A 26,177-nucleotide genomic window follows, 5' to 3' on the forward strand; every position below is an offset into this window, starting at 1 on the left:
TTCCTGACCAACCTACGAATACGAAGCGATCGCGCTTTAACCAGTCGTCTAGTACGTCAAACCACCCTCTTGAGGGGGCGCGTCCAACTGCGATGGTCATTGAACTCAAATCCTCTTTTTTACTAAAATGGCGACGTTTTTAAGGCATGATGCTTTTGGAGGTTTATTCCCTGAGCTACTGCCGCGAGGAATTCAACGTTTTGTTTTTTTGGCACTCTTAGCTACTTGTCAGCAGCCCAGATACTGAGAATGACCTTCTAACTAATTGGGCATTTCTCAGAATTATGCCATTATGCTTGCCACTTCCCAGTAATCTAGTTGGTGGTAACTTAATGATTCTTAACTTATCACATTCGTCAGGGTTTGCGCTGGAGATACGCAAATTAATCGGGTATTGAGGAAGTTAAAGATTATGAATATCAGAATTTTAACAAAATGACACACCTTTTCTCATAAATCTTATAACTTGTAATTAGGAGTTCACGAGGCAGGAGGTAGAAGTTCTTTAATTCTGACTTTTGAGTTGATTTCTCTCCCCATCACCCGATCACCCCAGCGTGCCTGAAATATCAATGATGTTTGTTATAAAATCATTAACGGCTTGAGAAAATATATTTTAATGGTTTGGGTGAGGTTAAAATCTAGATCCATACCTGTCTCATTACCCAGTCCCCAGTTCACAGAGAATATCTAACGGTCTAAGGTAGTCCAAATGACGGCATCAACAACGATTAATAAAGGCGATGGCCTCCTGCATCAAAACGTTCTCGGTTCTCGTCGGTTGAGTAACTACTGGTGGGCAACTATTGTCACTTTGGGAGCATCCGGCTTTTTATTGGCTGGCATTTCCAGCTATCTGAAAGTCAATTTACTCATTGTCACCGATCCCACTCAATTAATATTTGTCCCTCAAGGACTGGTGATGGGATTATATGGCATAGCTGGCGTACTGTTAGCCTTATACTTGTGGTTGGTTATTTTATGGGATGTAGGTGGCGGTTACAACGAATTCAACCAGGAAACTGGTAAATTCAAAATCTTTCGTTGGGGGTTTCCTGGTAAAAACCGCCAAATTGAGATTGAGAACCGCATCCAGGACGTACAATCTGTACGTATCTCGATTAAGGAAGGTCTAAATCCCCAACGCGCACTTTATCTCAAGGTGAAAGGACGACGAGATATTCCCCTAACACGGGTTGGTCAACCCTTATCTTTGGCTGAGTTAGAAACTCAAGGCGCTCAATTAGCCCGCTTTTTGGGTGTACCCTTGGAAGGACTTTAAGAATTTTAGATTTTGGATTTGGGATTGGTGGTAAATCAAAAATTTACTGCCTCAGAATACAAAATTACCCTATGACTACAAGAATTCTCAATCTAAAATCCAAAATCCAAAATCCAAAATTGCTAAGATACTGTGGTTGAGTCAGTAACTGTCAATGCGGTTAAAATTTTCACAATTTTTAGTGCTTCTGTTGATGATTGGTGGTTTGATGTTGGGAGGATGTTCAACAGAGAAGGTCTCTTCTAGTACATCTCCAGCTTCGACAGCTACCTCAAAGGCAACTGAGGCAAGCTCGAAGTCAACTGCGGAAGCAGTAACGCCATCAAAAAACAATAGTGAGCGTGTTCCAGGAATCAAAAATTTACCACGGCTCGAAGGTAAAGCTACTGTAGTGATGACAGTTAAAGGCGCACCAATTACCATCGAAGTGGATGGAAATAATGCTCCCATTACTGCTGGAAACTTTGTTGATTTAGTCCAAAAGGGTGTTTACGACGGTTTAGTATTCCATCGGGTTGTACGTGAACCTCAGCCGTTTGTTGTTCAAGGTGGTGATCCTCAGAGTAAAAATCCCAACACTCCCGCACAACAATTGGGAACTGGTGGCTATATAGACCCAACAATTAAGACTGAACGCCGTATACCATTAGAAATTAAGCCAGAAGGTGCAGACCAGCCAGTTTACAGTCAAACAATTACTAAAAAGCCTGTTTTGACTCACAAGCTTGGTGCAGTAGCAATGGCAAGATCCCAAATGCCTGATTCTGCTTCTTCTCAGTTTTATTTTGCTTTAGCGGATCTGGGATTCCTAGATGGTAACTACGCTGTTTTTGCTTATGTTACCGATGGCTTTGATGTAGTAAACAAAATTCAGCAAGGCGATCGCATTGATTCTGCCAAAGTCACTAAAGGTGCTGAAAATTTCAAACCTCCTCAGTAGTTAGTTAACAGAGGGAACAGGGAACAGGGAACAGGGAATAGGGAAGAGGTAATATTTATTCTGACTCCTGACTCCTGACTCCTGACTCCTGACTCCTCATCTAAAATCTAAAAATCTAAAATTGGTTAGGGTTTTTGTCACTGGTATTGGTTTAGTTTCTGCTTTAGGTAAAAGCTTAGAAGATAGCTGGCAGAATTTACTGGCTCTGAAAACGGGAATTAAATTACATCAACCATTTCCAGAACTGGGAATAATTCCTCTCGGTTTAATTGGTCAACAACCTTCTGATTTGAGTACCCTGACTCAGATGGTTGTTAATTCTGCTTTACAAGATGCTGAATTAGTAGCACCTTTACCTGATTGTGCGGTGGTAATTGGTTCTAGTCGTAGCTATCAAGCGTCTTGGGAGAAGTTAGCACGACAGATGTATGGGAAAGATACCAACCCAGAACTATTAAATTTAGAAACTTGGTTGGATACCTTGCCGCAGATGAATGCGATCGCTGTAGCTAGACAAATCGGAGCATCAGGTACGGTTTTAGCACCTATGGCGGCTTGTTGTACGGGAATTTGGGCAATTTCCCAAGCTGCTATGTTAATTCAAACTGGGCAATGTCAACGAGCGATCGCTGGTGCAGTGGAAGCACCTATTACCCCCCTTAGTATCTGTGGATTTCAGCAAATGGGGGCTTTAGCAAAAACAGGCGCTTATCCTTTTGATGTCAACCGGGAAGGTTTAGTATTAGGTGAAGGTGGTGCTGTGTTGATTCTCGAATCTGCGGAGTTAATAAAACAACGTCAAGCAAACCCAGAAAATATTTATGGAGAAATTCTGAGTTTTGGCTTGACAGCAGATGCGTTTCATGGTAATCAACCAGAGCCAGAAGGAAAAAGCGCGATCGCTGCAATCAATCAATGTTTAGAACGTAGTGATTTAACACCCGCAGATATAGACTACATTCATGCTCATGGTACGGCTACGCTCCTCAATGACCGTATAGAAAGCAAAATAATACAGTATTTATTTCCTCCACAAGTAGCAATTAGTTCTACTAAAGGCGCTTCAGGTCATACACTAGGAGCATCGGGAGCTTTGGGTGTAGCTTTTTCCCTCATGGGTTTAAAGCATAAAATATTACCTCCTTGCGTGGGATTGCAACAGCCAGAAGTTGATTTAAATTTCGTGACAACAGCAAGAGAATGTGAAATGCAGCGAGTGCTATGTTTTAGTTTTGGTTTTGGTGGACAAAATACAGCGATCGCTATAAGTAGTAGCAATTTGATATATTGATATAAGTGATAAATTTGAATCTAGTAGAGGAACACGGTTGATAAATATCACGTCTATTAAATTTTAAACAGTGTGTAAAAAATTATCAAATTATTCAGGCTAGTTCCATAAAGCTTTGTATCACATAATAGTGAGTCATTCCTGCCATCTTCTTCAAGGGATGGACTACTATCAAAACAGAGTAAATACTGAGACTTATAGTGAGTTAAGAACACCCTGGCTTTTAAGTAAAGGCTTAGATAGTACAGTATAAAGTAATTAATCAATGGGATATTTAACTATGAAATTGCTCCAGACATCTCTATATTTTGTAGTATTTTATTTAACTTTATATCCCGTAGCACCATCCGTACTAGCTCAGTCACACCCCACAAAAAGAACTTGGCAAATAAGTCAACAATTTAAGCCTCCAATAGATAATCAGCCCAATCCTGCAACTATTGGTGCTGGAACCCGATTTAAACCACCAATAGATGATGACCCCAACCCCCCTACGGTTGGTGCTGCAACCCGTGGGCCTTCATGTCTAAAAAAACAGGTAATGACTCCCTTACTACCTGCCAATCAATCAGGACTTACCTTGAATAAGCATCCTACATTTTTTTGGCATATACCCCCGGCTCCAGTCAAAAACGCTGAATTTCTTATCATCACCGATGGAGAGGAGAAAGTAATTTATAAAACAACTTTGACCCTACCTGATCAACCGGGAATAGTCAGCTTTACTTTGCCTAAGACTATAACTGGACTAGAAGCCAATAAAACTTATCGCTGGTATGTAACCCTGATTTGTGATCCTGAAGACTCCAGTAACAATCCTTATGTAGAGGGTTTGGTTAAACGCATCCCAGCAAAGTTAGCCTTATCTGAGTCTCTAGCAAAGGACAACTTACTTGAGATGGCGACTATCTATGCACAAGAGGGAATTTGGTATGAGGCACTGGCTTCGTTAGTTAAATTACGTTGTAATCAGCCAAATGACTCAATAGTAAAGCTTCATTGGAGACAACTTTTAGACTCCGTAGGATTGAATGATATTGTATCTGAGCCATTAGTCGATTTTTGCAAGATCAAGAATTAATCATTGACTTGTATGTGGGAAAAGCTAAAAAGGCGAATATGGGAATGGCGAGGTGTTGTAATTGCTGTTCCCAATGTGACATTTATTGTTATAGCACTCCGTTTAAGTGGATTGCTTCAATCCCTAGAATTAATAGCATTAGATCAATTGTTTATTTTGCGTCCACAAGAGGCAATTGATAATCGCATAGTTATAGTTGAGATTAATGAACAGGATATCACTAATCAGAAAATGTGGCCAATTTCTGATGCAGTGCTGACCAAATTATTACAGAAAATTCAGCAGCAAAAACCTAGAGCTATCGGTTTGGACATTTATCGGAACTTAGTAGTCAATCCAGGTCATCAAGGCTTAGTTAAGTTATTTGAATCTACACCCAATTTGATTGGTATCGAAAAAGTATTAGAATCTACAGATAGTTTTTTAGTTCAACCATCCCCGATTTTGAAAAAACTTCAAAAAGTGGGAGGAAATGACTTACCTACTGACGGTGATGGAAAAATTCGTCGGGGATTTTTGTATTTCTATCTAAGTCAAGAAGACTATAGACAAAGCCTCAGCCTCAAATTAGCACTGTTGTATTTAAAAGCTGAAGGAATTACAGAACAAGCCGCAACAACTAATCCCAAATACTTACAATTAGGACGGGGAATTTTCCCCAGGTTTAGGGCTAATGATGGAGGCTACGTTAGGGAAAATGCTGGTAGCTACCAAATACTATTAAACTATCGGGGTTCGAGACATAAGTTTGTCACAGTTTCGCTGACAGATGTTCTAGAAAACCGAGTCAAAGCAGATTTAATGCTGGGAAAAATAGTATTAATTGGTTCCACTGCTGAGAGTTTAAGAGATAGCTTTTTTACACCTTATAGTAGTAAAGTATTTGCTGCTCCAGAAAGGATGACAGGTATAACTATTCATGCGAATTTAACTAGTCAAATTTTGAGTTCAGCTATAGATGGTCGTCCGCAAATTCAGTCTTGGTCTGAAGCTCAAGAATGGCTGTGGATTTTGCTGTGGTCTACTATTGGCTCTATATTATCTTGGCAGCAACGCCACAATATATATCTAATTACTGTTAGTGTTTTTATAGCTGCTATTGCTTTAATAAGCTGCTGCTTCCTAGCATTTTTAGCTGGCTGGTGGATTCCTTTAGTACCACCAATATTGGTTTTGGCAGGATCAACAATTACTATTATTCAGTATATTGCCCACAGTGCAACCAATATGCAAAAAACCTTTGGGCGTTATCTAACAGATGAAGTTGTCACCAATTTAATAGAAACTCCTTCTGGTTTAAAGCTAGGAGGAGAAAGGAGAAAGGTCACAACTTTAGTTTCTGATGTCAGAGGGTTTTCAGCAATTTCTGAAGAATATCCACCAGAACAGGTGGTAGAAATTCTCAATCTTTATCTGGAAGTAATGACAGATGTTATTAATCAGTATAAAGGGACAATTAATGATTTTATGGGTGATGGGATTTTGGTGATGTTTGGTGCGCCTATTAGTCGTGAAGATGATTCTCAACGAGCAATTGCTTGTGCTGTGGCTATGCAGTTAGCAATGGAAAAGGTTAATAAAAAAAATCAGCAAATGAATTTACCAATTTTAGAAATGGGGATTGGTATCAATACAGGGGAAGTTGTAGCCGGAAATATTGGTTCTCAAAAACGGGCTGAATATACAGTGATTGGTAGTCATGTAAATTTAGCCGCGCGAATTGAGTCCTATTCTGTAGGAGGACAGATTTTAATTTCTGAGCATTCTTGGGAAGATGCCAATATTGATTTGAGAATTGATAGTCAATTTCAGGTAGAACCAAAAGGCGTAAAACATTCTGTCATGCTTTATGAAATTGGTGGTATTGGTGGAAAATATAATTTATATTTGCCCAAAGTTGATGAGGATATAGAGATTTTGAGTGAGGAATTAGCTATCGAATTTATTGTTTTACATGGTAAACACGCAGATGGACATCTGTTACCAGGTACATTAGTTGGATTATCAAATAATGGCGCACAATTACGTTATAAATATGATTTGGAATTATTGACTAATATCAAACTCAAGTTATTGACAGAAACAGCCATTTTTACCGAAGAACCAGATATATATGCCAAAGTTATGAAAAAATTTGATGTTCCAGAAAATCATTTTTTGATTCGGTTTACAGGAATTCCTCCCCAGGGACTCAAACGACTTAGGAAGGTAAGACAGGGTTTAGGTTAAATATCCCGGACTTCTCAAAGAAGTCGCGGATGTAACCATATTCCGCAAGATCCGGTAAAATCTAGGGGCAGCTAATTCTGAGGTGAAAAGCTTTGTTAGCAGCTTTACTTTACGGACAGGAAGATTTACGTCTGGAAAAAGTCCCCGATCCAACTCCCGCATCTGGGGAAGTGGTGATTCAGGTAGGGGCAGCTACTACTTGCGGTACAGATTTGAAGGTGTGGCGACGTGGTGGCCATGCTAGGATGTTGACACCGCCGACCCTGTTTGGCCATGAGGCAGCAGGAACCGTTGTAGCTGTTGGTGCTGGTGTGCATAATTGGCAGGTGGGTGACAGCATTGTCGCCAATAATTCTGCTCCCTGCATGAAATGTTTTTTTTGTCAACGTCAAGAATATTCACTCTGTCCAAATTTGACATGGAACAATGGCACTTTTGCCGAATATCTGAAAATTCCCGCACCCATTGTCCAGCATAATATGTTGCGGCTACCTGATGAGTTACCATTTGCTTTAGCAGCAATGACTGAACCTTTAGCCTGTGTACTGCACGGGGTGGGGCGTTCTCATGTCAAACCTCAAGACCGGGTAGTTGTGCTGGGAGATGGGGCTATTGGGCTGATGTTTGTGGCGATTTTAGCTGCGGAAACGAAAGCTGAGGTGTTGCTGTGGGGAGGTAATGACCAACGGCTAGAAATTGGTAAAAAATTAGGTGCAGCACAGATTTTTAATTATCATCAGGTTGCTGATATTTCTGGTGTTGTCAAGGATTGCACTGAAGGCTGGGGTGCAGATGTAGTCATAGAGGCTACTGGCATTCCTAGTGTTTGGGAAGTAGCGATCGCTTGCGCCCGTCCTGGTGCGACTGTAAATTTATTTGGTGGCTGTCCTAGAGATACGACAATTAATGTAAATACAGAACATCTGCATTATAGTGAATTAACGTTAAAAGGTGTATTTCACAATACTCCTAAATATGTACAGGCTGCTTTATCACTAATAGCTAGTAGGAAGATTCCTTTTGAGTTACTCATTAGTGAACAGCGTCCATTAAAAGATTTAGAACAGGTGTTTGCGGATATGAAAGCACGTAAGGTTATTAAGGTGGCGATCGCACCTTCCCATCCCAGTTTTTGATGAATATGGACTCAGATCCCCGACTTCTCAAAGAAGTCAGGTATCTATATAGTGAAAGTTTTATGTGTAATTATGTTGACCTAACTACTGCTAATTATTTTAGCTTTGCAACCCTGAGCAAATGATAAAACTTGAGATAAAGTTTAATGCTATGGAAAAAATAGTGAATACTATTTTCAATTGTGATCTTATTCCTGAATAGGAAAATGCTAAAAAAATCTCTGCGTAATTTTTTAATTCTCTCTTGTTCCTTTATACCTTGTTTATCTGGGGTAATGCTGCTGAATTCTCCAGCACAAGCACTACCAGGAGAAAGCACTGAGGAAGTATTAACCTGGATTCAAGCTCATCCAACTCTTCGCCCCAGAAGTGGGGAGCGATTGTTTGTAAGTAAGAGTGATACAGCAGCCCAAAGATTCACTTTTCAAGCGTCGGTATTACCTCCAGGTAGGGTAACATTTACTAAAGACCGCAGCACAGTCCGTACTGAGAGTATGACCATGTATGACGGTGTTAATGGTGTAACAGTTCAGCGTCTTGAGGAATCTTTACGGGTAATTTATAGCCCAGATATTTATCAAGACTATAATCGCGCTCAGGTGGTTTATGAGTATCCTAACCAGAGTGCAATTAATCAAGCGCGTTTGGCAAAAACCCCGATTCGGGAAGCATTAAAAGGAGAGTTACGGGTAGGAGATCGCTACGCCTATTGGATAGAAATTGCTAAACCGAGAGAAGGTAAAGCTTTGAGTGGCAAAGTAACGGTTTTTCTTAAATCTGACTTGGACAAGTTAGAGGCAGAACTAAGAACCCGTTAGTGTAACAAAGGCTACTTCATCCGTCATCCTTCATTCAGCTTACCGCCAACCGATAGGGTTTCCCATGTACCTGAAAAGATACTTTCAGATGCCAGTGAAATGCGTTGTAAATCTTCTTTTAGCAGTGGCGGCCAGTCAATACCTGCTTGCCTTCCTGTAGCAAATAACTGTAAGGCTCTAATACCTAATTTATATAATGCCAAGGCTAGTTCTTTATCTAAGCTATTAGCATCTTTTAGAGCTTCAAACACCACTTTCAAGGCTAACAAAACGGAAGTAATTTGACCTGGTACTGGTGGTTTTCCCTGTTTTAGACGATTTAACAAAGTATCGGGGTTTTTGTCGTTGGCTGTTTGGTCTATGAGTAGTTTGCGTGCTATTTCGTAGTTCATGCCTTCAGCTTACCAGAACTAAGGTGTAGGTGTGAGGTAATATAGCAGTCAGCAGTCAGCAGTTAGCTTTTGAAAACTCCTGCCTGACAAAGGTTCCAGAAGATAATGTCTAGGTTTTACAGAGCAGAATGTCAAAGCTTTAAAAGCAAAAAGCAACCCACTCCGCCGTCGGAATGGGTTACTTTACTTTTATTATTCGCAAATCAACGGTTTAGGGGAAACTTAATAGCGACCGCGACCGCCGCCGCCGCCACCACCGCCGTAACCACCGCGACCACCGCCGCCGCCGCCACCACCATAGGAACCACCACGGTCTTCCTTGGGCTTGGCTTTATTAACTTTTAAGTCACGACCCATCCATTCAGCACCATCTAGTGCTTCAATGGCTGCTGTTTCTTCTGCTTCTGTACCCATTTCCACGAAAGCAAAACCGCGTACACGGCCTGTTTCCCGGTCAGTAGGAATCTGAACCCGTTTTACAGAACCATATTCTGCAAATACGGAAGTCAAAGCATCCTGGGTAACTTCGTAAGAAAGATTGCCTACGTAAACTGACATATTATGTCTCCAAAATCACGAGTTTGTAGAGATTTAGATTTCGGAGAGCAGTCTGTAAATACCACAAGTAAAAAGCCTGTCAATACTAACAACAAAACACTAATCGCCGAATTAACTCTCTCCATAATCATGACATACAAATCAAGTTTTTGGGGCAAGACTTTACAAAATTTTCATAAATTTTGTCAAAAATCTTGTCAGCTATTCATGGCTGGGTGCTGATTAGTATCCTAAGCTGATAACTGAAGGTTAATTGCTGAGTACAACCTTGAACAGCACCAACCTAACAAGGAATAATTAAGCTTGAATACGCTTTTCCAAGTATTGACCAATCATCAACTGCTCACCGGCACGGGAAATAATAGTTTGTCTGGTGCGGTATTTATCACCAATGAGTTTGATTTCTTCCTCAAATACTGAATTATTGTACTCAGTTCGCAAACACAGGGTTTTCAGATTGGGGAAATAATATTGAGCCGTAACTGGTTTGGTTGTCGCAAAACCGCGATCGCGATACAAAATATTTCCCACAGCACCAAACACCGTCACACCACTTGCTTCTTTTCTAGCTGTGTGTAAATCTGTGCTTTCCCAAGAGACTTTAGCACCACAACTCAAGCTCCCTAAATCCAGCAAATCATGTAACTGAGCCAACTCTTGCAATTCATCATTCCCCTGTTCCAAAAACCGGATGGTAATAATACTTACCATCTCCTTATTTTCTCCTTGGGGTAGGGTGTAATAGCGCCGTTCAGAGCGCCACTGACCTACTGATGCTTGGAAAAATTCGGCAATCTGCTTTTCATCAGCAGTTTGGGCAATTTTGACCAGTGATCTCACTTGTTTACCTTCCTCAAACAATTTTGGATTTTAGATTTGCGATTTTGGATGAATAAGGCAGAGGGCAGAATTAAGTTTTTTCCCCTACACCCCTTCTTCTCCAGCCAAAAGGCAATCCCAGACAACGTGTCAAGACTACAGCCTCGTCACAAATCGGGCATTACTCCATGGTGTTCACAAAAGCAAGATTTGTTTAATATTCTTAATATATACACAAAAGCCTCAAAAATACTAGTCTGCTAGGCACATTTTTGTATCGGCTGGGTACTGAAAACTCCTAGCAACTAAAATCATGACCAATTACCTATTACCTATTGCTGGCATAATCTTTATACTAATTTTATAATTTCTAGGATTGTCAGAAATTATATACATCTATATCCACAGGATATGGTGAAAATTTTGTCAGTTTTATCTAGCAAAAAAAGTAATTAGGAATACATAAACCACTAGAAAACAGCCTCATTTTTTATCGCTATTTTTTGTTATTCATACCTATTCCAAATTACTTGCTAATAAAAGGCTGTTTGAATGAAATACTGCCAAATTGGAGAAAAATTCATGGTTTTGGACGGAAATAAGTCACAAAAACAGGTGAAAATATCAACTCCTATAGTTGTCAGCCCAGTTATAAAGAACCATAGTTTATTAATGTTCTGTCTGCTGTTACTGGGATTACTAACAGCCAGTTGTGGTTCATTACCAAAAGAATCAGCCGAAGCCCAATCGAGGCGGCCTGGTGGTAGAGAAAGGGGTGACAGTGAAACAGCGGTAGATGTAGCGATCGCCCGGACTAACTTATTACGTCCCTCCGCAGATTATATCGGTAACACCACCCCATTTCGGACAGTATCGGTGCGATCGCAAGTAGAAGGAAGACTGATCGCCTTAAATCTAGATGTCGGAGACACAGTCAAACGCGGACAAATCATCAGCCAGCTAGATGATGTTCTATTAATGACAGCATCACAGCAAGCTGAAGCCGAACTCGCAACCAGTCAAGCTGAAGTCGCTAGGGCTATGACACAGGTAAGTAATGCTCAAGCTGAAGTCGAAAAAGCCCGGCTAGAAGTCATCCAAGCCCAAGCCGATTCTCAAAGACAGCAACAACTATTGAAAGAAGGAGCAATTTCCGAACAAACTGCCCAACAAGCGCGAACCAAAGCCCAAACCGCCCAACAAGCCCTAAAAGCAACTATTGAACAAGTCCGTACAGAAAAACAAGCCGTAGCCGCAGCCCAAGGTAGAGTATTTGCCCAACAAGCAATAGTTAAAGCCGCCAAAGAACGTCGTTCCTACTCCCGCTTAATCTCTCCCATCGCCGGCGTAGTCACCGAAAAAGTCACAGAGCCTGGTAATCTCCTGCAACCAGGAAGTGAAGTCTTAAAAATTGCTGACTTGAGTCGGATTAAAGTTATAGTCCAAGTCTCTGAATTAGAACTAGCAAAAATTCAGGTAGGGCAATCTGTACAAGTGCGTTTAGATGCCTTTCCCGATCAAACAATCATTGGTAGAGTAGCACGTATTTCTCCATCTGCTGATGCTACAGCCCGGTTAATACCGATAGAAGTAGTCATTCCCAACAGTGGCGGAAAAATTGGTAGCGGACTACTAGCACGAGTTAATTTTACTACCCAGACACCACAGCGAGTCGTGGTGTCACAAACAGCAATTAATAAAAATGACCAACAAACCCAATCGGAAAATAGTACAGGTACGGTATTTATCGTCAAGGAAACCGAGGGGAAACCCAAGGTAAAAGAACAATCTATAACTTTGGGTAAAAAAGCTGATGGTAATGTAGAAGTTCTTTCTGGGTTACAACCAGGAGAAAGTTATGTTGTTCGCAGTAGTAAGCCCTTAAAAGATGGTGAAGTCGTCAAGTTATCCATTTTGTCGGAAAAAGATTTAAACAAACCGCAAAGGACACAAAGAAAGAATTTGTAAGTTTTTTTAGCAAGGGCTAATTTGTCAGATGCAGTTTAAATTTTGAATTGGTAAAGATGCAAACAACAAACAACAACGGCTTTAGTATCAGCGCCATTTCTATCCGTCAGCATATTGGTACTCTCATGCTGACTTTGGCTGTAATTGTCATGGGCGTATTTTTCATTATTCGTTTACCTGTAGATTTACTTCCATCAATTACTTATCCCCGCATTGGTGTGCGAATAGAAGCACCGGGAATTTCTCCAGAAGTAGCAGTTGATGAAGTTACAAAACCGCTGGAAGAATCTTTTTCGGCGACAGAAGGTGTAATTCAAGTTTTTTCTCAGACCCGTGAAGGTCAAGTGAGTTTAGATCTGTATTTTCAACCAGGAGGAAATATTGACCAAGCATTGAACGATGCTACAGCTACCTTTAACCGAGCTAGAAACAGATTACCAGATACTATCCAAGAACCGCGTTTATTTAAAGTCGATCCTTCCCAATTACCAGTTTATGAATTTGCGCTCACTTCACCTACACTTAAAAATGTTGATTTGCGAGTTTTTGCTGAAGAAGAATTAGCTCGTGAACTCGGTGTAGTACCAGGTGTAGCGGTGGTAGATGTCTCAGGAGGAGTCCAGGAAGAAGTTAGAGTCAATATTGATTTAGAGCGCCTCCAGTCCATTGGTGTCGGTTTAACTGATGTGTTAAACGAACTCCAAAATCGTAACCAAGATATCTCCGGGGGCAGAATTTTAGGACCCAATTCTGAACCCTTAACCCGGACTGTGGGACGCTTTCAGAATGCAGAGGAAATAAACAATCTTTCCTTTGAAGTATCAACTCCTAATTCTCCTATCAAAAATCGTGTTTATTTGCGTGACTTTGCTGAAGTTATTGATGGTTCAGAACAGCAACGGGTGTACGTTTTACTCGATGGACAAGAAGCGGTAAAAGTCAGCATTCAAAAACAAGCAGATGCTAATACTGTCAACGTTGTTGATGGAGTCAAACAAAGATTAGAAGAACTTAAACAATCTGGTGTTATTCCTCCCGAAGCAACTTTCACAGCTACTTTAGATGAATCAATATTTATCCGTAATTCTCTAGCTAATGTTACTTCTTCAGGTTTGATCGGTTCGGGTTTAGCGGCAATAGCAGTTCTATTGTTTTTAGGTTCTCTACGGCAAACATTCATTATTGTCCTGTCTATTCCCTTAGCAACCTTAGCGGCAATAATTATGATGGGAATGTTTGGTTTATCCCTGAATATTTTTAGCTTGGGTGGTTTAGCTTTAGGCGTGGGAATTGTAGTTGATAATTCCATCGTCATGTTGGAAAATATTGCCGAGGGAATTAATCAATCAAAATTACAAAATCAAACATCAAAATTATCACCTGCGTTAATTATTCAACAAGCAGCACAAAGTAGTCAGGAAGTTGAATCAGCCTTACTTGCTTCTACCAGTACAAACTTAGTAGCAGTATTACCATTTTTGCTGATTGGCGGTTTTATCTCATTACTATTTAATGAGTTAATTCTCACCATCAGCTTTTCGGTAGCAGCTTCAATTTTAATTGCTGTCACCGTTGTCCCCATGTTGACATCGCGGTTATTAGCATTACCAATTCCTATTTCTCTGAATGATTTTTGGTTTTTTCAGGCATTTAATCGCCGTTTTGATGCAGCTACGAGAGTATATGGCAGTTTTTTATCTGGAATATTACGTTGGCGGTTATTAACAATTGCGATCGCAATTATTTTATTAGGTGGCGGTAGTTATTGGATAGCACCTCAGCTTCCCCAAGAAATTCTTCCCCCCATCAACACCGGACAAGTTAGCTTAATAGCTCAATTTCCCCCCGGTACACCTCTAGAAACCAACCAAAAAGTGATGAAGGCTGTAGATGACATTCTCCGTCAGCAGCGAGAAACAGAATATGTCTTCTCTACAGTTGGTGGTTCTCTTTTTGGTAGCAATAGTACCGCCAACCCCTTGCGGAGTTCCAGCACCATTACCCTGAAACCAAACTCAGATATAGAGAATTATATTGAGCGTGTCACCAAAGAATTTGGCAAGCTTAATTTAGTAGATATTCGTTTGCGTCTCTCCCCTGGTCGTGTCAGGGGTTTAATTCTCAACAACTCTCCCGTTCGCGGTGCTGACGTGGATTTAATTCTGCAAGGAAATGACTCGGAAACCTTAGAAAAAGCAGGTCGTGAATTATTAAAAACCTTAGAAGAGAAAGTCACCTCAGTTAGATTCCGTCCTGATGCAGATGCACGTCAACCAGAAATCCAGATTTTACCCGACTGGGAACGAGTGGCTAATGTTGGTTTAAATACCAAAGATATTGGCGAAACAATTCAGACCGCAATTACAGGTAGCGTACCCACTCAACTGCAACGCAATAGCCGTTTGGTTGACGTGCGAGTTGAGTTAGATAAAGACTCGGTAAAAACAGTTTCCCAGTTAGAGAGATTACCTTTATTTGTAGACAACAATTACCAAATTCGCTTGAGTGATGTAGCAACAATTGCTGAAGGTCAAGCACCAGGAGAAATTCAACGTATTAACCAGCGCCAAGTTTTCTTAATTGCTGGTAATTTGGCAGAAGGAGCAAGTCTGAGTCAAGCCTTAGAACAGGTAAATCAAGTCGTTAACAGTGCAGATTTCCCTCAAGGTATAAGTCTTTTGCCCAGTGCCACAGTAGAATCAAATCAACAACTACAAAACTCGCTGCAACTGTTGGGAGGTTTAGCAATCTTCTTAGTCTTTGTGGTGATGGCTGTACAATACAATTCCCTGGTTGACCCTTTGGTAATTCTGCTTACCATTCCGCTGGCTTTAGCTGGTGGTATTTTTGGGCTTTATATGACTGACACTGCCATTGGTGCAACAGTCATTGTGGGTGCAGTTTTATTAGTAGGTATTGTGGTTAACAACGCCATTATTATGGTGGAATTAGCCAATCAAATTCGAGAAAGAGAAAAAATTGACCGTCGCACCGCTATTTTAAAAGCAGCACCTCAACGTTTACGCCCTATTTTAATGACAACAATTACTACAGTTTTAGGGATGTTTCCCTTGGCTTTGGGAATTGGGGAAGGATCAGAGTTTCTTCAACCTTTGGGTGTGGTAGTCTTTTCTGGGTTATCTTTAGCAACACTGCTAACCCTGTTTATTATCCCCTGTTTTTATACTCTGTTGCACGATGTAATTGGTGGACGTTGGGCAAAACCTGTATTTATCAAATTCCGTATCTGGAAGAAAAATTTCAATAAAGCATAATTCTCTCAGATAAAAAAGATACCCTAATTTTTCAAGAATTGGGGGATCTGAGTTTTTCAATGATCACAAATTCACTAACTCTTTATGTTTTACAATACAGTGCCAAAGTTTCCTGATGCACATAGGCAACATTTAGCCATTCTATAGCAGGAGTCAGGAGTCAGGAGTCAGGAGTCAGGAGTCAGGAGTCAGGAGTCAGGAGTCAGGAGTCAGGAGTAAGTAAGTCGATGGGAAAAAACTGAAGTATATAACAAAAAGTAAATTCACCAAAACCCTCTTCCCCGTTCCCCTCTTCCCCTCTTCCCCGTTCCCCGTTCCCCGTTCCCCGTTCCCCGTTCCCCGTTCCCTGTCCTCACAGATAGCTTTTTCAGCAAACCCTAGCTAGGATATTTGTAAAATTTATGCCATCGGTCTCTGAGACCGGGAAAATCATCAATTTGCAATATCTGGACTCTCAGGCAGTAATAGATTTATGATTGATGATCGTGGGTTTTTTTCAGAAAATAGAAAGATTATGAACGCTCAAGAAATTATTCGTTCTATCGAAGCGGAACACATTAAATCCGATCTGCCCGAAATTTATGTAGGTGATACAGTACGGGTGGGAGTCAAAATTAAAGAAGGCGAGAAATACCGCGTCCAACCCTATGAAGGAGTGGTAATTGGTAAGCGCAATGGCGGAATTAACGAAACAATCACCGTCCGTCGGGTTTTTCAAGGTGTAGGCGTTGAGCGAGTATTTTTGCTGCATTCACCCCGGATTGATAACATCAAAGTTATGCGCCGTGGTAAGGTAAGACGCGCTAAACTATATTATCTGCGTCAGCTATCTGGTAAGGCCACCCGGATTAAGCAACGGTTTGACCGCGCCCTGTGATTTGGTTAGTCCTAGTAGTAGGACCCAGGAATCTCAAGCTAAAAGCGGCATCTGCCGCTAATTTGCTTTTTCAAAAAAATTAAGTTACAATAACAAAGGAATTGTGTTAAACTAAAAAAAGTTCAGCGCAATCCCTGAAACAAAAACAGCTTGTGCGCTCTTAGTTCAGTTGGTAGAACGCAGGTCTCCAAAACCTGATGTCGGGGGTTCAAGTCCTCCAGGGCGCGCTAAAAAGCAAAAAATATAGCCCGAAACAAAAACGCATCTGCTACAATAGCAGCCAGCGTTGATTATTTCGGGTCTAATTATTTTTTACTGACAGCTTTTTTGTTTCCATCAAATGGGTCAAAGCTGTAAACCTTGGTGCAAAATAACAAGGTGAAGCAATGTAAGAAACGGGGGGTATGACGACCGTGGCCAAAAAAAACGAAGCAGAAATGCCAGAAACCGGAAATGGGTTTAGCTTAAACAACTTCTTCCAAGGAACAAAGGAAGAACTTGACAAAGTGGTTTGGCCCAGTCGGAAGCAGTTGGTGAGTGAATCAGCAGCTGTGTTATTAATGGTGACACTCTCCGCATCTTTGATATATTTGGTCGATGGATTGTTTGCTTGGGCAGCAAAACAGGTATTCTGATGACTTTTGCAACAGACGAACCACGGGATGCTTTGCAGTCAGAGGAAGCACTAGAAGCAGCGCACAAAGAAGCACGCTGGTATGCGGTGCAAGTAGCTTCTGGCTGTGAGAAGCGCGTGAAGACAAATTTAGAGCAGCGAATTCAAACTTTTGATGTAGCTGACAAAATCATCCAGGTAGAAATTCCCCACACGCCAGCGGTAAAAATCCGTAAAGATGGTAGCCGCCAGCACACAGAGGAAAAGGTCTTTCCAGGGTATGTGTTAGTGCGGATGATGCTGAGTGATGATACTTGGCAGGTGGTACGTAACACTACCCATGTAATTAACTTTGTGGGAGCCGAACAAAAACGTGGCAGCGGCAGGGGTCGTGGTCACGTCAAGCCAGTACCCCTGAGTAACTCAGAAGTAGAACGTATATTCAAACAAACGACAGAACAAGAACCAGTAGTCAAAATTGATATGGCTACAGGTGATAAGATAATGGTGCTTTCGGGTCCGTTCAAGGATTTTGAAGGTGAGGTGATTGAAGTTTCGCCAGAACGGAGTAAACTAAAAGCTCTACTCTCGATTTTCGGACGAGATACACCAGTAGAATTGGAATTTAATCAGGTAGAAAAACAGAGCTAAATCCAAATGGCGAAGAAAGTAGTAGCGGTCATTAAATTGGCCTTGAATGCTGGGAAAGCCAACCCAGCACCGCCTGTAGGTCCCGCACTGGGTCAACATGGCGTTAACATCATGATGTTTTGCAAAGAGTACAACGCCAAAACAGCAGACCAAGCTGGAATGGTGATACCCGTAGAAATTTCGGTGTTTGAAGACCGGAGTTTTACATTTGTACTCAAAACACCCCCAGCATCAGTATTGATTCGCAAGGCAGCGAAAATTGAAAGAGGCTCCAATGAACCCAACAAAAAGAAAGTTGGGAGCATTACCAAAGCACAGTTAAAGGAAATAGCCCAAACTAAACTTCCTGACCTCAACGCTAACGACATCGACGCAGCGATGAATATCGTGGCAGGAACAGCCAAAAACATGGGTGTTACTATCACAGATTAATAGGTGACAGGTGACAGCAAATAAGAAAGATAAAAACTGTCAACTAGCAACTTGCCAAGAACCAAGAACCAATTACAAAATCCAAAATCTAAAATCCAAAATCGTATCGGGGGAGAGGTGAGATACTTCGAGATCACCCCAGGAGAAAAAAATGGGAAAGAAAATATCACGCCGCTTGCAGGCGTTGCAAGACAAAGTAGAAGAGATGGATTACGCACCATTAGATGCGTTAAATCTGTTAAAAGAGACAGCAACAGCTAAATTCAGCGAAGCCGCAGAAGCACATATCCGGCTAGGAATTGATCCCAAGTATACAGACCAACAGCTGCGGACAACGGTAGCACTGCCTAAAGGTACAGGGCAAATAGTGCGGGTAGCAGTTATCGCTAGAGGTGAAAAGGTAACAGAAGCCACTAATGCGGGTGCTGACATAGCTGGTTCCGAAGAACTGATTGACCAAATTCAAAAAGGCATGATGGACTTCGACAAGCTCATTGCTACTCCCGATGTGATGCCACAGGTAGCAAAGCTGGGTAAGTTGCTTGGTCCTCGTGGTTTGATGCCATCACCCAAAGGTGGTACAGTGACATTTGATGTAGCTGGTGCGATCTCCGAATTCAAAGCTGGTAAATTAGAATTTCGTGCTGATCGGACTGGTATTGTCCATGTTATGTTTGGTAAGGCTTCCTTCTCCCCTGAAGATTTATTAGTCAACCTCAAAGCTTTGCAAGAGACAATTGACCGTAACCGTCCTTCAGGAGCAAAAGGCCGTTATTGGCGTACATTTTACGTCTCTGCCACAATGGGACCTTCGATTAAAATCGATATCAGCGCCCTCAGAGATTTAAAACTGACTGACGCTGCATAATTTAGTAATGGGTAATAGGTAATTGGTAATAGCTGAATATTATCACCAATGACCAATGACCAAAATTGAATAAGCAAAGCCGGAGACAGCAGGTGCTAAGAGCTTAAATATCCTGCCGAGGTTGTAATTTTAAATGACTGAAGTTTGCTCAACACAAGTATGAGAACTAAAGCATTAAAAGTACCACTGTGAAACCCCGGCTAAGATAGCTGGGGTTTATCGTTTTCGGCACGTCAGAACAAAGGTGACTGGGGACTGGGGACTGGGGACTGGAAAAATTAAACTTTTGCCTTTTGCCTTTTGCCTTTTCCCACTGACCACTAATAAGATTTTGCCCTTGGAGGTGAAAAGATAATGGGTCGAACGTTAGAAAATAAGAAAGAAATAGTAGCTGACCTCAAAGGCACTTTGAGTGAGTCAACTTTAGCACTGGTAATTGATTACCAAGGTCTAACAGTTGCCGAAATCACTGACTTAAGGCGGCGTTTGCGTCCTAGTGGCACAGTCTGCAAGGTGACTAAAAACACCTTCATGGGCATTGCCATTCAGGAAGATGAAAAATGGCAACCTTTGTCAGAACTGCTCAAAGGTTCTTCTGCCTTTTTACTAGTTAAAGAAGATTTTTCTTCAGCAATTAAGGCTTACCAAGAATTCCAAAAAACCTCCAAGAAGACAGAACTTCGTGGCGGCGTTATGGACGGTCGCCTGTTGAAAGAAGCGGATGTCAAAGCACTAGGAGACTTGCCATCTAAGGAACAACTCATGGCGCAAATTGCTGGAGCTATCAACGCTTTGGCTACCAAAATTGCTGTGGGTATCAACGAAGTTCCCAGTTCTTTGGCTCGCGGTATTCAGGCTGTCGCTGATAAAGACAAAGACAATAGTGCTGAAACTGCGACTGAATAAAACTTTTTCATTAGTTGAATGCTGTTAGTCGCAACTAATAACTAATGACTAATGAATAACTGACAAAAAACACATCAAAATTTTTTAGGAGTATATCCATGTCTGCTGCAACCGAACAAATTTTAGAACAGTTGAAATCTTTGACCTTGTTGGAAGCATCTGAATTAGTTAAGCAAATTGAAGAAGCTTTTGGTGTAAGTGCTGCTCCTGCTGCTGGTGGAATGATGATGATGGCTGCTCCTGGTGCTGCTGCTGCTGAAGTAGTAGAAGAGAAGACCGAATTTGATGCCATTCTCGAATCTGTACCAGCTGATAAGAAGATTGCAGTTCTGAAGATTGTCCGTGAAATCACAGGTTTAGGTCTCAAAGAAGCTAAAGACTTAGTAGAAGCTGCTCCTAAGCCAGTTAAAGAAGGTGTAGCTAAGGACGCTGCTGAAGACATCAAGAAGCGCATCGCCGAAGCTGGTGGTACAGTAACCATCAAGTAATTTGTAACTTATAATTCTTAATTCGTAATTATGATCTTAATTAGGAATTAGGAATTATTAATTAGTTAATTAAGGAGTCTTGTGAGACTCCTTTTTTAATGTTTAATTTTGACTTGTTCAACATTGTTTAGCACTGGCAGGATTAACAAAATCATGTAAATCTGCATCCCAAATACTGATGTAGATGAAATCACAGTTTTGCCGGACTATTTGACCTTTCATTGAACCTTTACTAAAGGTAAAATTATCTGTTTGACGCTGTTGAATCTGTTGCAGTCCTTGTTTAATTTCTGCTGTAGCTTTTCCAGATAATAAACCATTTAAGGTTGTTTGCATAAGTTGATTGTCTACAGATGAGGCGAAAGCTACTTCAGTTTGCCTGAGTCTACCAGTGTCACGATCAAATAAATAACCTAAATCTATTTGGTTTGGGACTACTTTATAAGTGATAGCACGGGTATTACGCCATAATCCCCTTAGATCCTTTTTTGGTTTGCCCAGTGCTGCTTCTACACTACTTCTTGATGTGCCTGTAGGAAATACTGGTACACTTTGCCTGACGTTGGTGGCTAATTGATCAGATAATTCTTGTCTTTTTTTAACTGGCTTTTTCTGGGTATTTAAAAATACCTCTGCTGTGGGAACTATTTCTGGTTGAGCTTCCTGTTGTTGTATTTCTGCTTCTGGTGTTGATGTGACTATGGGAGTGGGAGTATCTTGGATTACAGGATCATCTACTGGTGGTGGTGTTAATGGCTGGGAAGAATTGGTTTCTGGTATGGGACTAGAAATGATTTCTTGTTTAATAGGGGGAGGGGGAGTTGGTTTAATTACTGGTGTTGGGGAAACTTCCTCAGCTACAGGGGAATTTGTCGGTAAAACATTGGGAGTCTGTGTTTCTCTGATAACAGTAGAGTTGGTGGCCATTGGGGCTGAAGATTGTGACTGCCTGCTAATGCTAGAAATTGCTACGGCACCAATTAAACTACCGATTACCACACTACCAACAATGACAGCAGGTTTTTGCCAGTTTGCAGGATTCTTAATTTCTCTGATAACGGGAGTTTTTGCAGGTGAATATATTGGCTGGGTTTGGTGGCTTGTTGGAGGAGGGGGGCTAAGGCTAATTGTGGCGCTGGTAGTGGGAGAATGGGAAGAAATAGGATGACCAGATTTTAAAGCGTAAAGCATTTTACTGGCTGTGGTGTAGCGATCGCCAGGACGTGCTTCAATAGCTTGAGTGAGTATGTTCACCATTTCTGGGGAGACACCAGCAGCGTATTGTTGCCAAAGTATTTGCCCTGTTTGGGGGTGAGTTTCTAATTCTTGGGGTTGTTTACCTGTGAGTAGATAAATCGCCGTCAAGCCTAAACTATAGATATCAGTAGCATACACTGGGCGACCGATGGCTTGCTCACTTGGCATATACCCTGGTGTACCTATGACGATTGATTGTATGGCATTTCCTGAAGGATTGATGAGGGTACGGATAGTTTCTTTAACGGCACCGAAATCGATTAAAACTGGTTTGTTATCGTGGGAGCGAAGTATTATATTATCTGGTTTTATATCTCGATGAATGATGCCTTTGCTGTGGACATAATCTAAAACTGGCAGCAAACTTAACAGAATTTCCCGAACAATAGTTTCGTTTAATTTGCCTTTTGATTGGATAATATGGGTGAGGGTTTGTCCTTGAATCCATTCTTGAACAAGATAAAATTTACCATTTTCAGGAAAGTAGGCGTAAAGTTTGGGTATTTGATCACTTGTTTCCCCCAAATTTTCCAAGATAGCAGCTTCTCGCTCAAACCTTTGTTGAATCATTTGAGAGGTCGCTGGATCATGGTTAATGGGTTTAAGTTCCTTGATGACAAAGCGACGACGGGAAGGTAGATGGGTATCTTCCGCGAGAGAGGTTTCCCCAAAGCCCCCTGCACCGAGTACCTGGATAACTTGATAGCGGTTGTTTAACAGTTTTGTTGTCATGAAACGTTACACGCGAGATCCTTTCCCAATGTATACCAGATACTCTGACGATATAGCGATGGGATGTTTCCTGGTGATTTACAATTGTGCAGAAAGCAAATTTGCACCTAGCAGATGTGCTAATGCTTTTCCTCCTTCTTCCATGATAGTGTTATGATTCGATTCCATTAAGGGACGGATAAATATTGCCAAGATGTCCATCCAAGCTTTTGTGGTTTTGACTTTCCAGGTGTAGCGGACTAAAGTCCCTTTTTCAATTGACTCCAGTTCCCATAAACCAACACCATCTACATTTCCTTTAGCAACTAATTCTAGCACTATTGGCGGTTGGACTCGAATTAATTTGGTGTCGAATGCAATTTTATAATATAGGGGTGTTTTCCAGATGAAACGGTGGTAATCTTGGATAGGAATCACTCTTTCTACATATTTCCACCAAGTCGGCCAGTTTGGATAATTAATAATTTCTGACCACACTTTTTCTATGGGTGCGTCAATAATCCAAATTGTGATGAATTTATATTCTGTCATGATGTGATTTAAACTTGAAGTTTTTATCTTTATATTGGCGTTATTGGCGGTTATAAAACTAACCTACACAGGGAATACACACATTGGCTTCCCTTTCGCTGAAAGCGTTTCCGAAGGGTAGGGTGTGTGGGTTTTTCTATTGCCTGTACTCAGTATGTAAATGAGCAAAAGAATTTATTTTTCTCTGTTATACCCATTTATTAACCTGACACAAATAATCTATCTATTTTTTCCTGCAAGGCAGGAATTTTAGCTGTGAAATGGATAAAAAATGTCCCCTCTTCCAATGAAGTTTCGCTAACTTTGGCGTAAATATCTTCACTCATTTCTTGAGAATCATTAGTGGTAAATAAATTAATTTTGAGATTTGCAAAGATGGGAGGAACAGCATTATCAGTTAGAAACTCAACTTTAACCTTTGCGCCTTTCTTCGATAGTTGGATAAAACGACCCTGAAATATATTATTACCAAGATGTTTCCCTTCTAAAATTGTGTACTGAATGGCGACCTCTTCAGTCAAATTTACAAAAATTTCGTCTTCACTTGGCAAAAAGAGATTATAAGCACCCCGAATTCCGCCAACATCATAGATGATAATCGGCTCTTTCACCCCTTTCGGTTGTACTTGCTTTTGTCCACGAACTGAAACGATTGACTCCGATTCCCTAAGAGTAGATTCAGAAATCAGGATTTGACCTCCAGTTGTATAAGATTCAATGCGATAGGTGAGATTAACTTGACTACCGACAATGCCGTATTTAGTCCGTTTCTCTGAGCCAATATTGCCCAAAACTACTAATCCGGTGTTGATGCCAATACCCATTTCCAGTTGGGGAAAACCGAGGTTTTTCAATTTCTGATTGACAGTTCCAATTGCTAATTGCATTTTTACTGCACAAGCAATAGCTCTTAAGGCATCATCATTTCGTTCTGTCGGCGCACCAAACAATACTAAAATCCCATCACCCATAAATTCATTAATGCTTCCTTGATATTGGGTAATAATATCAGCCATACTTTCTAGATAAATATTGAGGACTGTGATCACCTCTTCAGCCGATAAGCGTTCTGATGCGGCAGTAAAACCGCGTAAATCTGAAGTCAGAATCGTGATTTTCCGTCTCTCACCACCGAGATTTAAAGATTGGGGACTGTTGAGTAAATTCGTGACAATTTCATCACTCAAATAGCGACCAAATACTTGACGAATTAGGATATTCCTTTTTTCTAAATCTTCATTCGCGCCAGCTAAATCAGCAGTACGTTCCCTAACTCGACTCTCTAGCTCTTTAGTTGTTTGATTTAGTCTGTTCATAACTAATGCCAGACCAGATATCCCTAAAAAAGAAAAGCCTGCCAACATAATAGATGCTGTTCCTAATGCTTTTTTCGTCTGGTCAGTAATTTTATCTAAAGGTTCACTAATGGCTATTACGCCCCTTATATCTCCCACATTCCAATTTTTTTTAGGACTTTCTGGATCAGTATTATGACAAGCTACACAACTAGTTTCCATAATCATTGCTTGGGCATATTTCCAGCGGGGGCGATTATTATTTTTCTCAAGCCGATAAAATTCCTTATTTTCAGGATTTTCTCGGAAGTATGTCAGTGCTTCCTCTGCAAATTTATTTTTGGCGCGGTCTTTTCTCCAGGCGTAAGGATAATCACTGTATAAGCTAATTGCCGAGCCTTCTTCTTTACCAGTAATTTGCTGTCCCAGTTCAATGATAAAAGTAGCAGGGGGCGGAATACTTCCCTCTCTTAAAAAATAATCGTGTCGGATGGTAACATCTTTTATTTTTCCCAAACGAACCGCTGCGGCTCGACTGTAGAGTTGCCAAGTCTTAACAATTGAATTAGCTTGATCTCTAGAATTCTGAAGTGATTGTAACTCTATTAGACTATTGGAGAGACTAGACATATTGGATAGTGCAACCCCTATTCCAATACAAAATAGAATAATCAGGCAAATCACAGTCTGCTTTAGAAAAAGATTGAGAAACCAGTTTTTTAGTTTGAAAAATAACTGCGCCATTTCATAACCTTAAGTTTGAGAATATCAGGAATTACGCATTAATTAACATCCTGCACCAATAAAAATTGCTGACTAAATACTTAAAAGGTATTCTATATGGCAAGTATAGCAGAAGGCAAGAGGCAATAGGCAAAAGGCAAGAGTAAAACCCTTGTTATTCCTTGGTTTCAAGGACTAATCATGTCCTAATTATCCTGGCTACAGCTATAAATAATGTCAATAATAATACACAAATTTTAATAAATAACTAAATAATCGCATTAAGCACCAGTATTCAGCGGCTTTGTTTTCATGAAATATGCTACACAAGATGCCTTGCAAATGTATATCGATATAGTTTAGGTTGCTGGTTTATCTATCTATAGTTTCGTTTTTTATTTGTAGATTGACTAGCCCTTGATTCTAATGTAAAAATGGGAATTTCTTCAAGTTCAGCGTCACTTAAATTATATTGTTCACAAACCAAACTTAAGCGATTTCCTGGAGTTGTGACTGCATTAACTGAATGGGTTAAATCACCTTGAAAGTAAACCAAGGTGTTAGTTTGCGGTTTAACTTGTCCAACTTGGCGTTTAGTTGACTTCAGCACCAATTCCCCTCCCTCCATGTTTTCCGGTACTCGCACATAGAGAACGCTGACAAGGTGAGGTGGTTCAATGGTTTTGCAATAAGAACGCAAAGAGCGATCTATGTGTGGATCGACACGAGAACCTTCTTTTAATAGTAAGGGGTTGAGATAGAAAGCATTACAATTGGGCTGAAGTGCTAAATCTAAATAAGGTTTAAAAAAGGGAAATTTTTGGGCGACTGTTGTTAATCCCTGACGCTGAAAAACTACGGAAAATCCTTTGGTATTAATGAAATCGCGGTTGAGGTTGTTGATAACAAAGTAAGGACTAGCTTGAATTTCTCCCCACAAGTCATTCAGGTAATTATTAGGTAAAACGTTGGTTTGTAGTTGATAGTATTTCACATTCGGTAAATCACAAACTTA

At 40.7% G+C, this 26,177-nt stretch carries 23 protein-coding genes, 1 tRNA gene and 1 other annotated feature; of the genes, 17 read left to right on the forward strand and 7 right to left on the reverse strand.

Annotation, left to right across the window (positions count from 1 at the left end):
* The first annotated feature begins 712 nt into the window (after positions 1 to 712).
* The 7 genes from H6G06_RS14750 to H6G06_RS14780 all read left to right on the forward strand — a co-directional run bounded on the left by H6G06_RS14750 (position 713) and on the right by H6G06_RS14780 (position 8,777).
* The gene (locus H6G06_RS14750) at positions 713 to 1,282 is read left to right on the forward strand and encodes a photosystem I assembly protein Ycf4 (RefSeq protein WP_190561382.1); all 570 of its coding nucleotides are present in this window, start codon (positions 713 to 715) and stop codon (positions 1,280 to 1,282) included.
* 154 nt (positions 1,283 to 1,436) lie between these two features.
* Complete coding sequence (locus tag H6G06_RS14755; RefSeq protein WP_190561384.1) at positions 1,437 to 2,222, forward strand: peptidylprolyl isomerase; 786 nt, start codon at positions 1,437 to 1,439, stop codon at positions 2,220 to 2,222.
* Positions 2,223 to 2,343: 121 nt separating this feature from the next.
* Positions 2,344 to 3,513, forward strand: a complete 1,170-nt coding sequence (locus tag H6G06_RS14760; protein WP_190561386.1) for a beta-ketoacyl-ACP synthase — start codon at positions 2,344 to 2,346, stop codon at positions 3,511 to 3,513.
* 280 nt (positions 3,514 to 3,793) lie between these two features.
* Positions 3,794 to 4,594: a DUF928 domain-containing protein gene (locus H6G06_RS14765; RefSeq protein ID WP_190561388.1), complete on the forward strand. Its 801-nt coding sequence runs from the start codon at positions 3,794 to 3,796 to the stop codon at positions 4,592 to 4,594.
* Between the two features lie 12 nt (positions 4,595 to 4,606).
* A complete protein-coding gene (locus H6G06_RS14770; RefSeq protein WP_190561390.1) occupies positions 4,607 to 6,823 on the forward strand; it encodes a CHASE2 domain-containing protein in 2,217 nt (738 codons plus the stop codon).
* 92 nt (positions 6,824 to 6,915) lie between these two features.
* The gene (locus H6G06_RS14775) at positions 6,916 to 7,959 is read left to right on the forward strand and encodes a zinc-dependent alcohol dehydrogenase (RefSeq protein WP_190561392.1); all 1,044 of its coding nucleotides are present in this window, start codon (positions 6,916 to 6,918) and stop codon (positions 7,957 to 7,959) included.
* A gap of 206 nt (positions 7,960 to 8,165) precedes the next feature.
* Entirely contained in the window at positions 8,166 to 8,777 is a 612-nt protein-coding gene (locus tag H6G06_RS14780; RefSeq protein WP_190561394.1) for a hypothetical protein, read from the forward strand.
* Positions 8,778 to 8,800: 23 nt separating this feature from the next.
* Here H6G06_RS14780 and H6G06_RS14785 read toward each other — a convergent pair whose 3' ends face one another.
* From H6G06_RS14785 to H6G06_RS14795, 3 genes are all read right to left on the reverse strand, one after another.
* Positions 8,801 to 9,169: a Dethiobiotin synthetase gene (locus H6G06_RS14785; RefSeq protein WP_190561396.1), complete on the reverse strand. Its 369-nt coding sequence runs from the start codon at positions 9,167 to 9,169 to the stop codon at positions 8,801 to 8,803.
* A 222-nt stretch (positions 9,170 to 9,391) separates the two neighbouring features.
* Entirely contained in the window at positions 9,392 to 9,727 is a 336-nt protein-coding gene (locus H6G06_RS14790; protein WP_190561398.1) for an RNA recognition motif domain-containing protein, read from the reverse strand.
* A 297-nt stretch (positions 9,728 to 10,024) separates the two neighbouring features.
* Positions 10,025 to 10,567, reverse strand: coding sequence for a phycobiliprotein lyase (locus H6G06_RS14795; RefSeq protein WP_190561400.1), 543 nt, complete (start codon positions 10,565 to 10,567; stop codon positions 10,025 to 10,027).
* Positions 10,568 to 11,128: 561 nt separating this feature from the next.
* Here H6G06_RS14795 and H6G06_RS14800 point away from each other — a divergent pair.
* The 10 genes from H6G06_RS14800 to rplL all read left to right on the forward strand — a co-directional run bounded on the left by H6G06_RS14800 (position 11,129) and on the right by rplL (position 20,624).
* Positions 11,129 to 12,514 carry an efflux RND transporter periplasmic adaptor subunit gene (locus H6G06_RS14800; protein WP_190561402.1) on the forward strand — a complete coding sequence of 462 codons (1,386 nt, stop codon included), beginning with the start codon at positions 11,129 to 11,131 and terminating at the stop codon, positions 12,512 to 12,514.
* 56 nt (positions 12,515 to 12,570) lie between these two features.
* On the forward strand, positions 12,571 to 15,789 hold the full coding sequence (locus H6G06_RS14805; RefSeq protein ID WP_190561404.1) for an efflux RND transporter permease subunit: 3,219 nt from the start codon (positions 12,571 to 12,573) through the stop codon (positions 15,787 to 15,789).
* 514 nt (positions 15,790 to 16,303) lie between these two features.
* Entirely contained in the window at positions 16,304 to 16,666 is a 363-nt protein-coding gene (rplS, locus tag H6G06_RS14810; RefSeq protein WP_190561406.1) for a 50S ribosomal protein L19, read from the forward strand.
* A gap of 154 nt (positions 16,667 to 16,820) precedes the next feature.
* A tRNA-Trp gene (locus H6G06_RS14815) sits at positions 16,821 to 16,893 on the forward strand.
* 186 nt (positions 16,894 to 17,079) lie between these two features.
* Positions 17,080 to 17,301, forward strand: coding sequence for a preprotein translocase subunit SecE (secE, locus tag H6G06_RS14820; RefSeq protein ID WP_190561408.1), 222 nt, complete (start codon positions 17,080 to 17,082; stop codon positions 17,299 to 17,301).
* Entirely contained in the window at positions 17,301 to 17,930 is a 630-nt protein-coding gene (nusG, locus tag H6G06_RS14825) for a transcription termination/antitermination protein NusG (protein ID WP_190561410.1), read from the forward strand. The genes secE and nusG overlap by 1 nt, the downstream gene beginning before the upstream one ends.
* 6 nt (positions 17,931 to 17,936) lie before the next feature.
* Complete coding sequence (rplK, locus tag H6G06_RS14830) at positions 17,937 to 18,362, forward strand: 50S ribosomal protein L11 (protein ID WP_190561412.1); 426 nt, start codon at positions 17,937 to 17,939, stop codon at positions 18,360 to 18,362.
* 151 nt (positions 18,363 to 18,513) lie between these two features.
* Positions 18,514 to 19,230, forward strand: coding sequence for a 50S ribosomal protein L1 (rplA, locus tag H6G06_RS14835; RefSeq protein ID WP_190561414.1), 717 nt, complete (start codon positions 18,514 to 18,516; stop codon positions 19,228 to 19,230).
* A gap of 61 nt (positions 19,231 to 19,291) precedes the next feature.
* Positions 19,292 to 19,460 (forward strand) — a sequence feature (ribosomal protein L10 leader region).
* Between the two features lie 124 nt (positions 19,461 to 19,584).
* Positions 19,585 to 20,136: a 50S ribosomal protein L10 gene (rplJ, locus tag H6G06_RS14840; RefSeq protein WP_190561416.1), complete on the forward strand. Its 552-nt coding sequence runs from the start codon at positions 19,585 to 19,587 to the stop codon at positions 20,134 to 20,136.
* A 98-nt stretch (positions 20,137 to 20,234) separates the two neighbouring features.
* Positions 20,235 to 20,624 carry a 50S ribosomal protein L7/L12 gene (gene rplL, locus H6G06_RS14845; protein ID WP_190561418.1) on the forward strand — a complete coding sequence of 130 codons (390 nt, stop codon included), beginning with the start codon at positions 20,235 to 20,237 and terminating at the stop codon, positions 20,622 to 20,624.
* A gap of 117 nt (positions 20,625 to 20,741) precedes the next feature.
* Here the strand turns inward: rplL and H6G06_RS14850 are convergent, their stop codons facing one another.
* From H6G06_RS14850 to H6G06_RS14865, 4 genes are all read right to left on the reverse strand, one after another.
* A complete protein-coding gene (locus H6G06_RS14850) occupies positions 20,742 to 22,613 on the reverse strand; it encodes a serine/threonine-protein kinase (protein ID WP_190561420.1) in 1,872 nt (623 codons plus the stop codon).
* Between the two features lie 78 nt (positions 22,614 to 22,691).
* Positions 22,692 to 23,144: an SRPBCC family protein gene (locus tag H6G06_RS14855; protein WP_190561422.1), complete on the reverse strand. Its 453-nt coding sequence runs from the start codon at positions 23,142 to 23,144 to the stop codon at positions 22,692 to 22,694.
* A gap of 200 nt (positions 23,145 to 23,344) precedes the next feature.
* The gene (locus tag H6G06_RS14860; RefSeq protein ID WP_242039707.1) at positions 23,345 to 25,069 is read right to left on the reverse strand and encodes an adenylate/guanylate cyclase domain-containing protein; all 1,725 of its coding nucleotides are present in this window, start codon (positions 25,067 to 25,069) and stop codon (positions 23,345 to 23,347) included.
* A 469-nt stretch (positions 25,070 to 25,538) separates the two neighbouring features.
* Positions 25,539 to 26,156, reverse strand: a complete 618-nt coding sequence (locus tag H6G06_RS14865; protein ID WP_190561426.1) for a 2OG-Fe(II) oxygenase — start codon at positions 26,154 to 26,156, stop codon at positions 25,539 to 25,541.
* Between the last annotated feature and the right edge of the window lie 21 nt (positions 26,157 to 26,177).

Source organism: Anabaena sphaerica FACHB-251 (genome assembly GCF_014696825.1).
In the GTDB taxonomy this organism is placed as follows: Bacteria; Cyanobacteriota; Cyanobacteriia; order Cyanobacteriales; family Nostocaceae; genus RDYJ01.

Coding starts and splice junctions, on each gene's coding strand:
- H6G06_RS14750 (WP_190561382.1), top strand. CDS start 713: ATGACGGCATCAACAACGATTAATAAAGGCGATGGCCTCCTGCATCAA.
- H6G06_RS14755 (WP_190561384.1), top strand. CDS start 1,437: ATGCGGTTAAAATTTTCACAATTTTTAGTGCTTCTGTTGATGATTGGT.
- H6G06_RS14765 (WP_190561388.1), top strand. CDS start 3,794: ATGAAATTGCTCCAGACATCTCTATATTTTGTAGTATTTTATTTAACT.
- H6G06_RS14770 (WP_190561390.1), top strand. CDS start 4,607: ATGTGGGAAAAGCTAAAAAGGCGAATATGGGAATGGCGAGGTGTTGTA.
- H6G06_RS14780 (WP_190561394.1), top strand. CDS start 8,166: ATGCTAAAAAAATCTCTGCGTAATTTTTTAATTCTCTCTTGTTCCTTT.
- H6G06_RS14785 (WP_190561396.1), bottom strand. CDS start 9,169: ATGAACTACGAAATAGCACGCAAACTACTCATAGACCAAACAGCCAAC.
- H6G06_RS14790 (WP_190561398.1), bottom strand. CDS start 9,727: ATGTCAGTTTACGTAGGCAATCTTTCTTACGAAGTTACCCAGGATGCT.
- H6G06_RS14800 (WP_190561402.1), top strand. CDS start 11,129: ATGGTTTTGGACGGAAATAAGTCACAAAAACAGGTGAAAATATCAACT.
- H6G06_RS14805 (WP_190561404.1), top strand. CDS start 12,571: ATGCAAACAACAAACAACAACGGCTTTAGTATCAGCGCCATTTCTATC.
- rplS (WP_190561406.1), top strand. CDS start 16,304: ATGAACGCTCAAGAAATTATTCGTTCTATCGAAGCGGAACACATTAAA.
- nusG (WP_190561410.1), top strand. CDS start 17,301: ATGACTTTTGCAACAGACGAACCACGGGATGCTTTGCAGTCAGAGGAA.
- rplK (WP_190561412.1), top strand. CDS start 17,937: ATGGCGAAGAAAGTAGTAGCGGTCATTAAATTGGCCTTGAATGCTGGG.
- rplA (WP_190561414.1), top strand. CDS start 18,514: ATGGGAAAGAAAATATCACGCCGCTTGCAGGCGTTGCAAGACAAAGTA.
- rplJ (WP_190561416.1), top strand. CDS start 19,585: ATGGGTCGAACGTTAGAAAATAAGAAAGAAATAGTAGCTGACCTCAAA.
- rplL (WP_190561418.1), top strand. CDS start 20,235: ATGTCTGCTGCAACCGAACAAATTTTAGAACAGTTGAAATCTTTGACC.
- H6G06_RS14850 (WP_190561420.1), bottom strand. CDS start 22,613: ATGACAACAAAACTGTTAAACAACCGCTATCAAGTTATCCAGGTACTC.
- H6G06_RS14855 (WP_190561422.1), bottom strand. CDS start 23,144: ATGACAGAATATAAATTCATCACAATTTGGATTATTGACGCACCCATA.
- H6G06_RS14860 (WP_242039707.1), bottom strand. CDS start 25,069: ATGTCTAGTCTCTCCAATAGTCTAATAGAGTTACAATCACTTCAGAAT.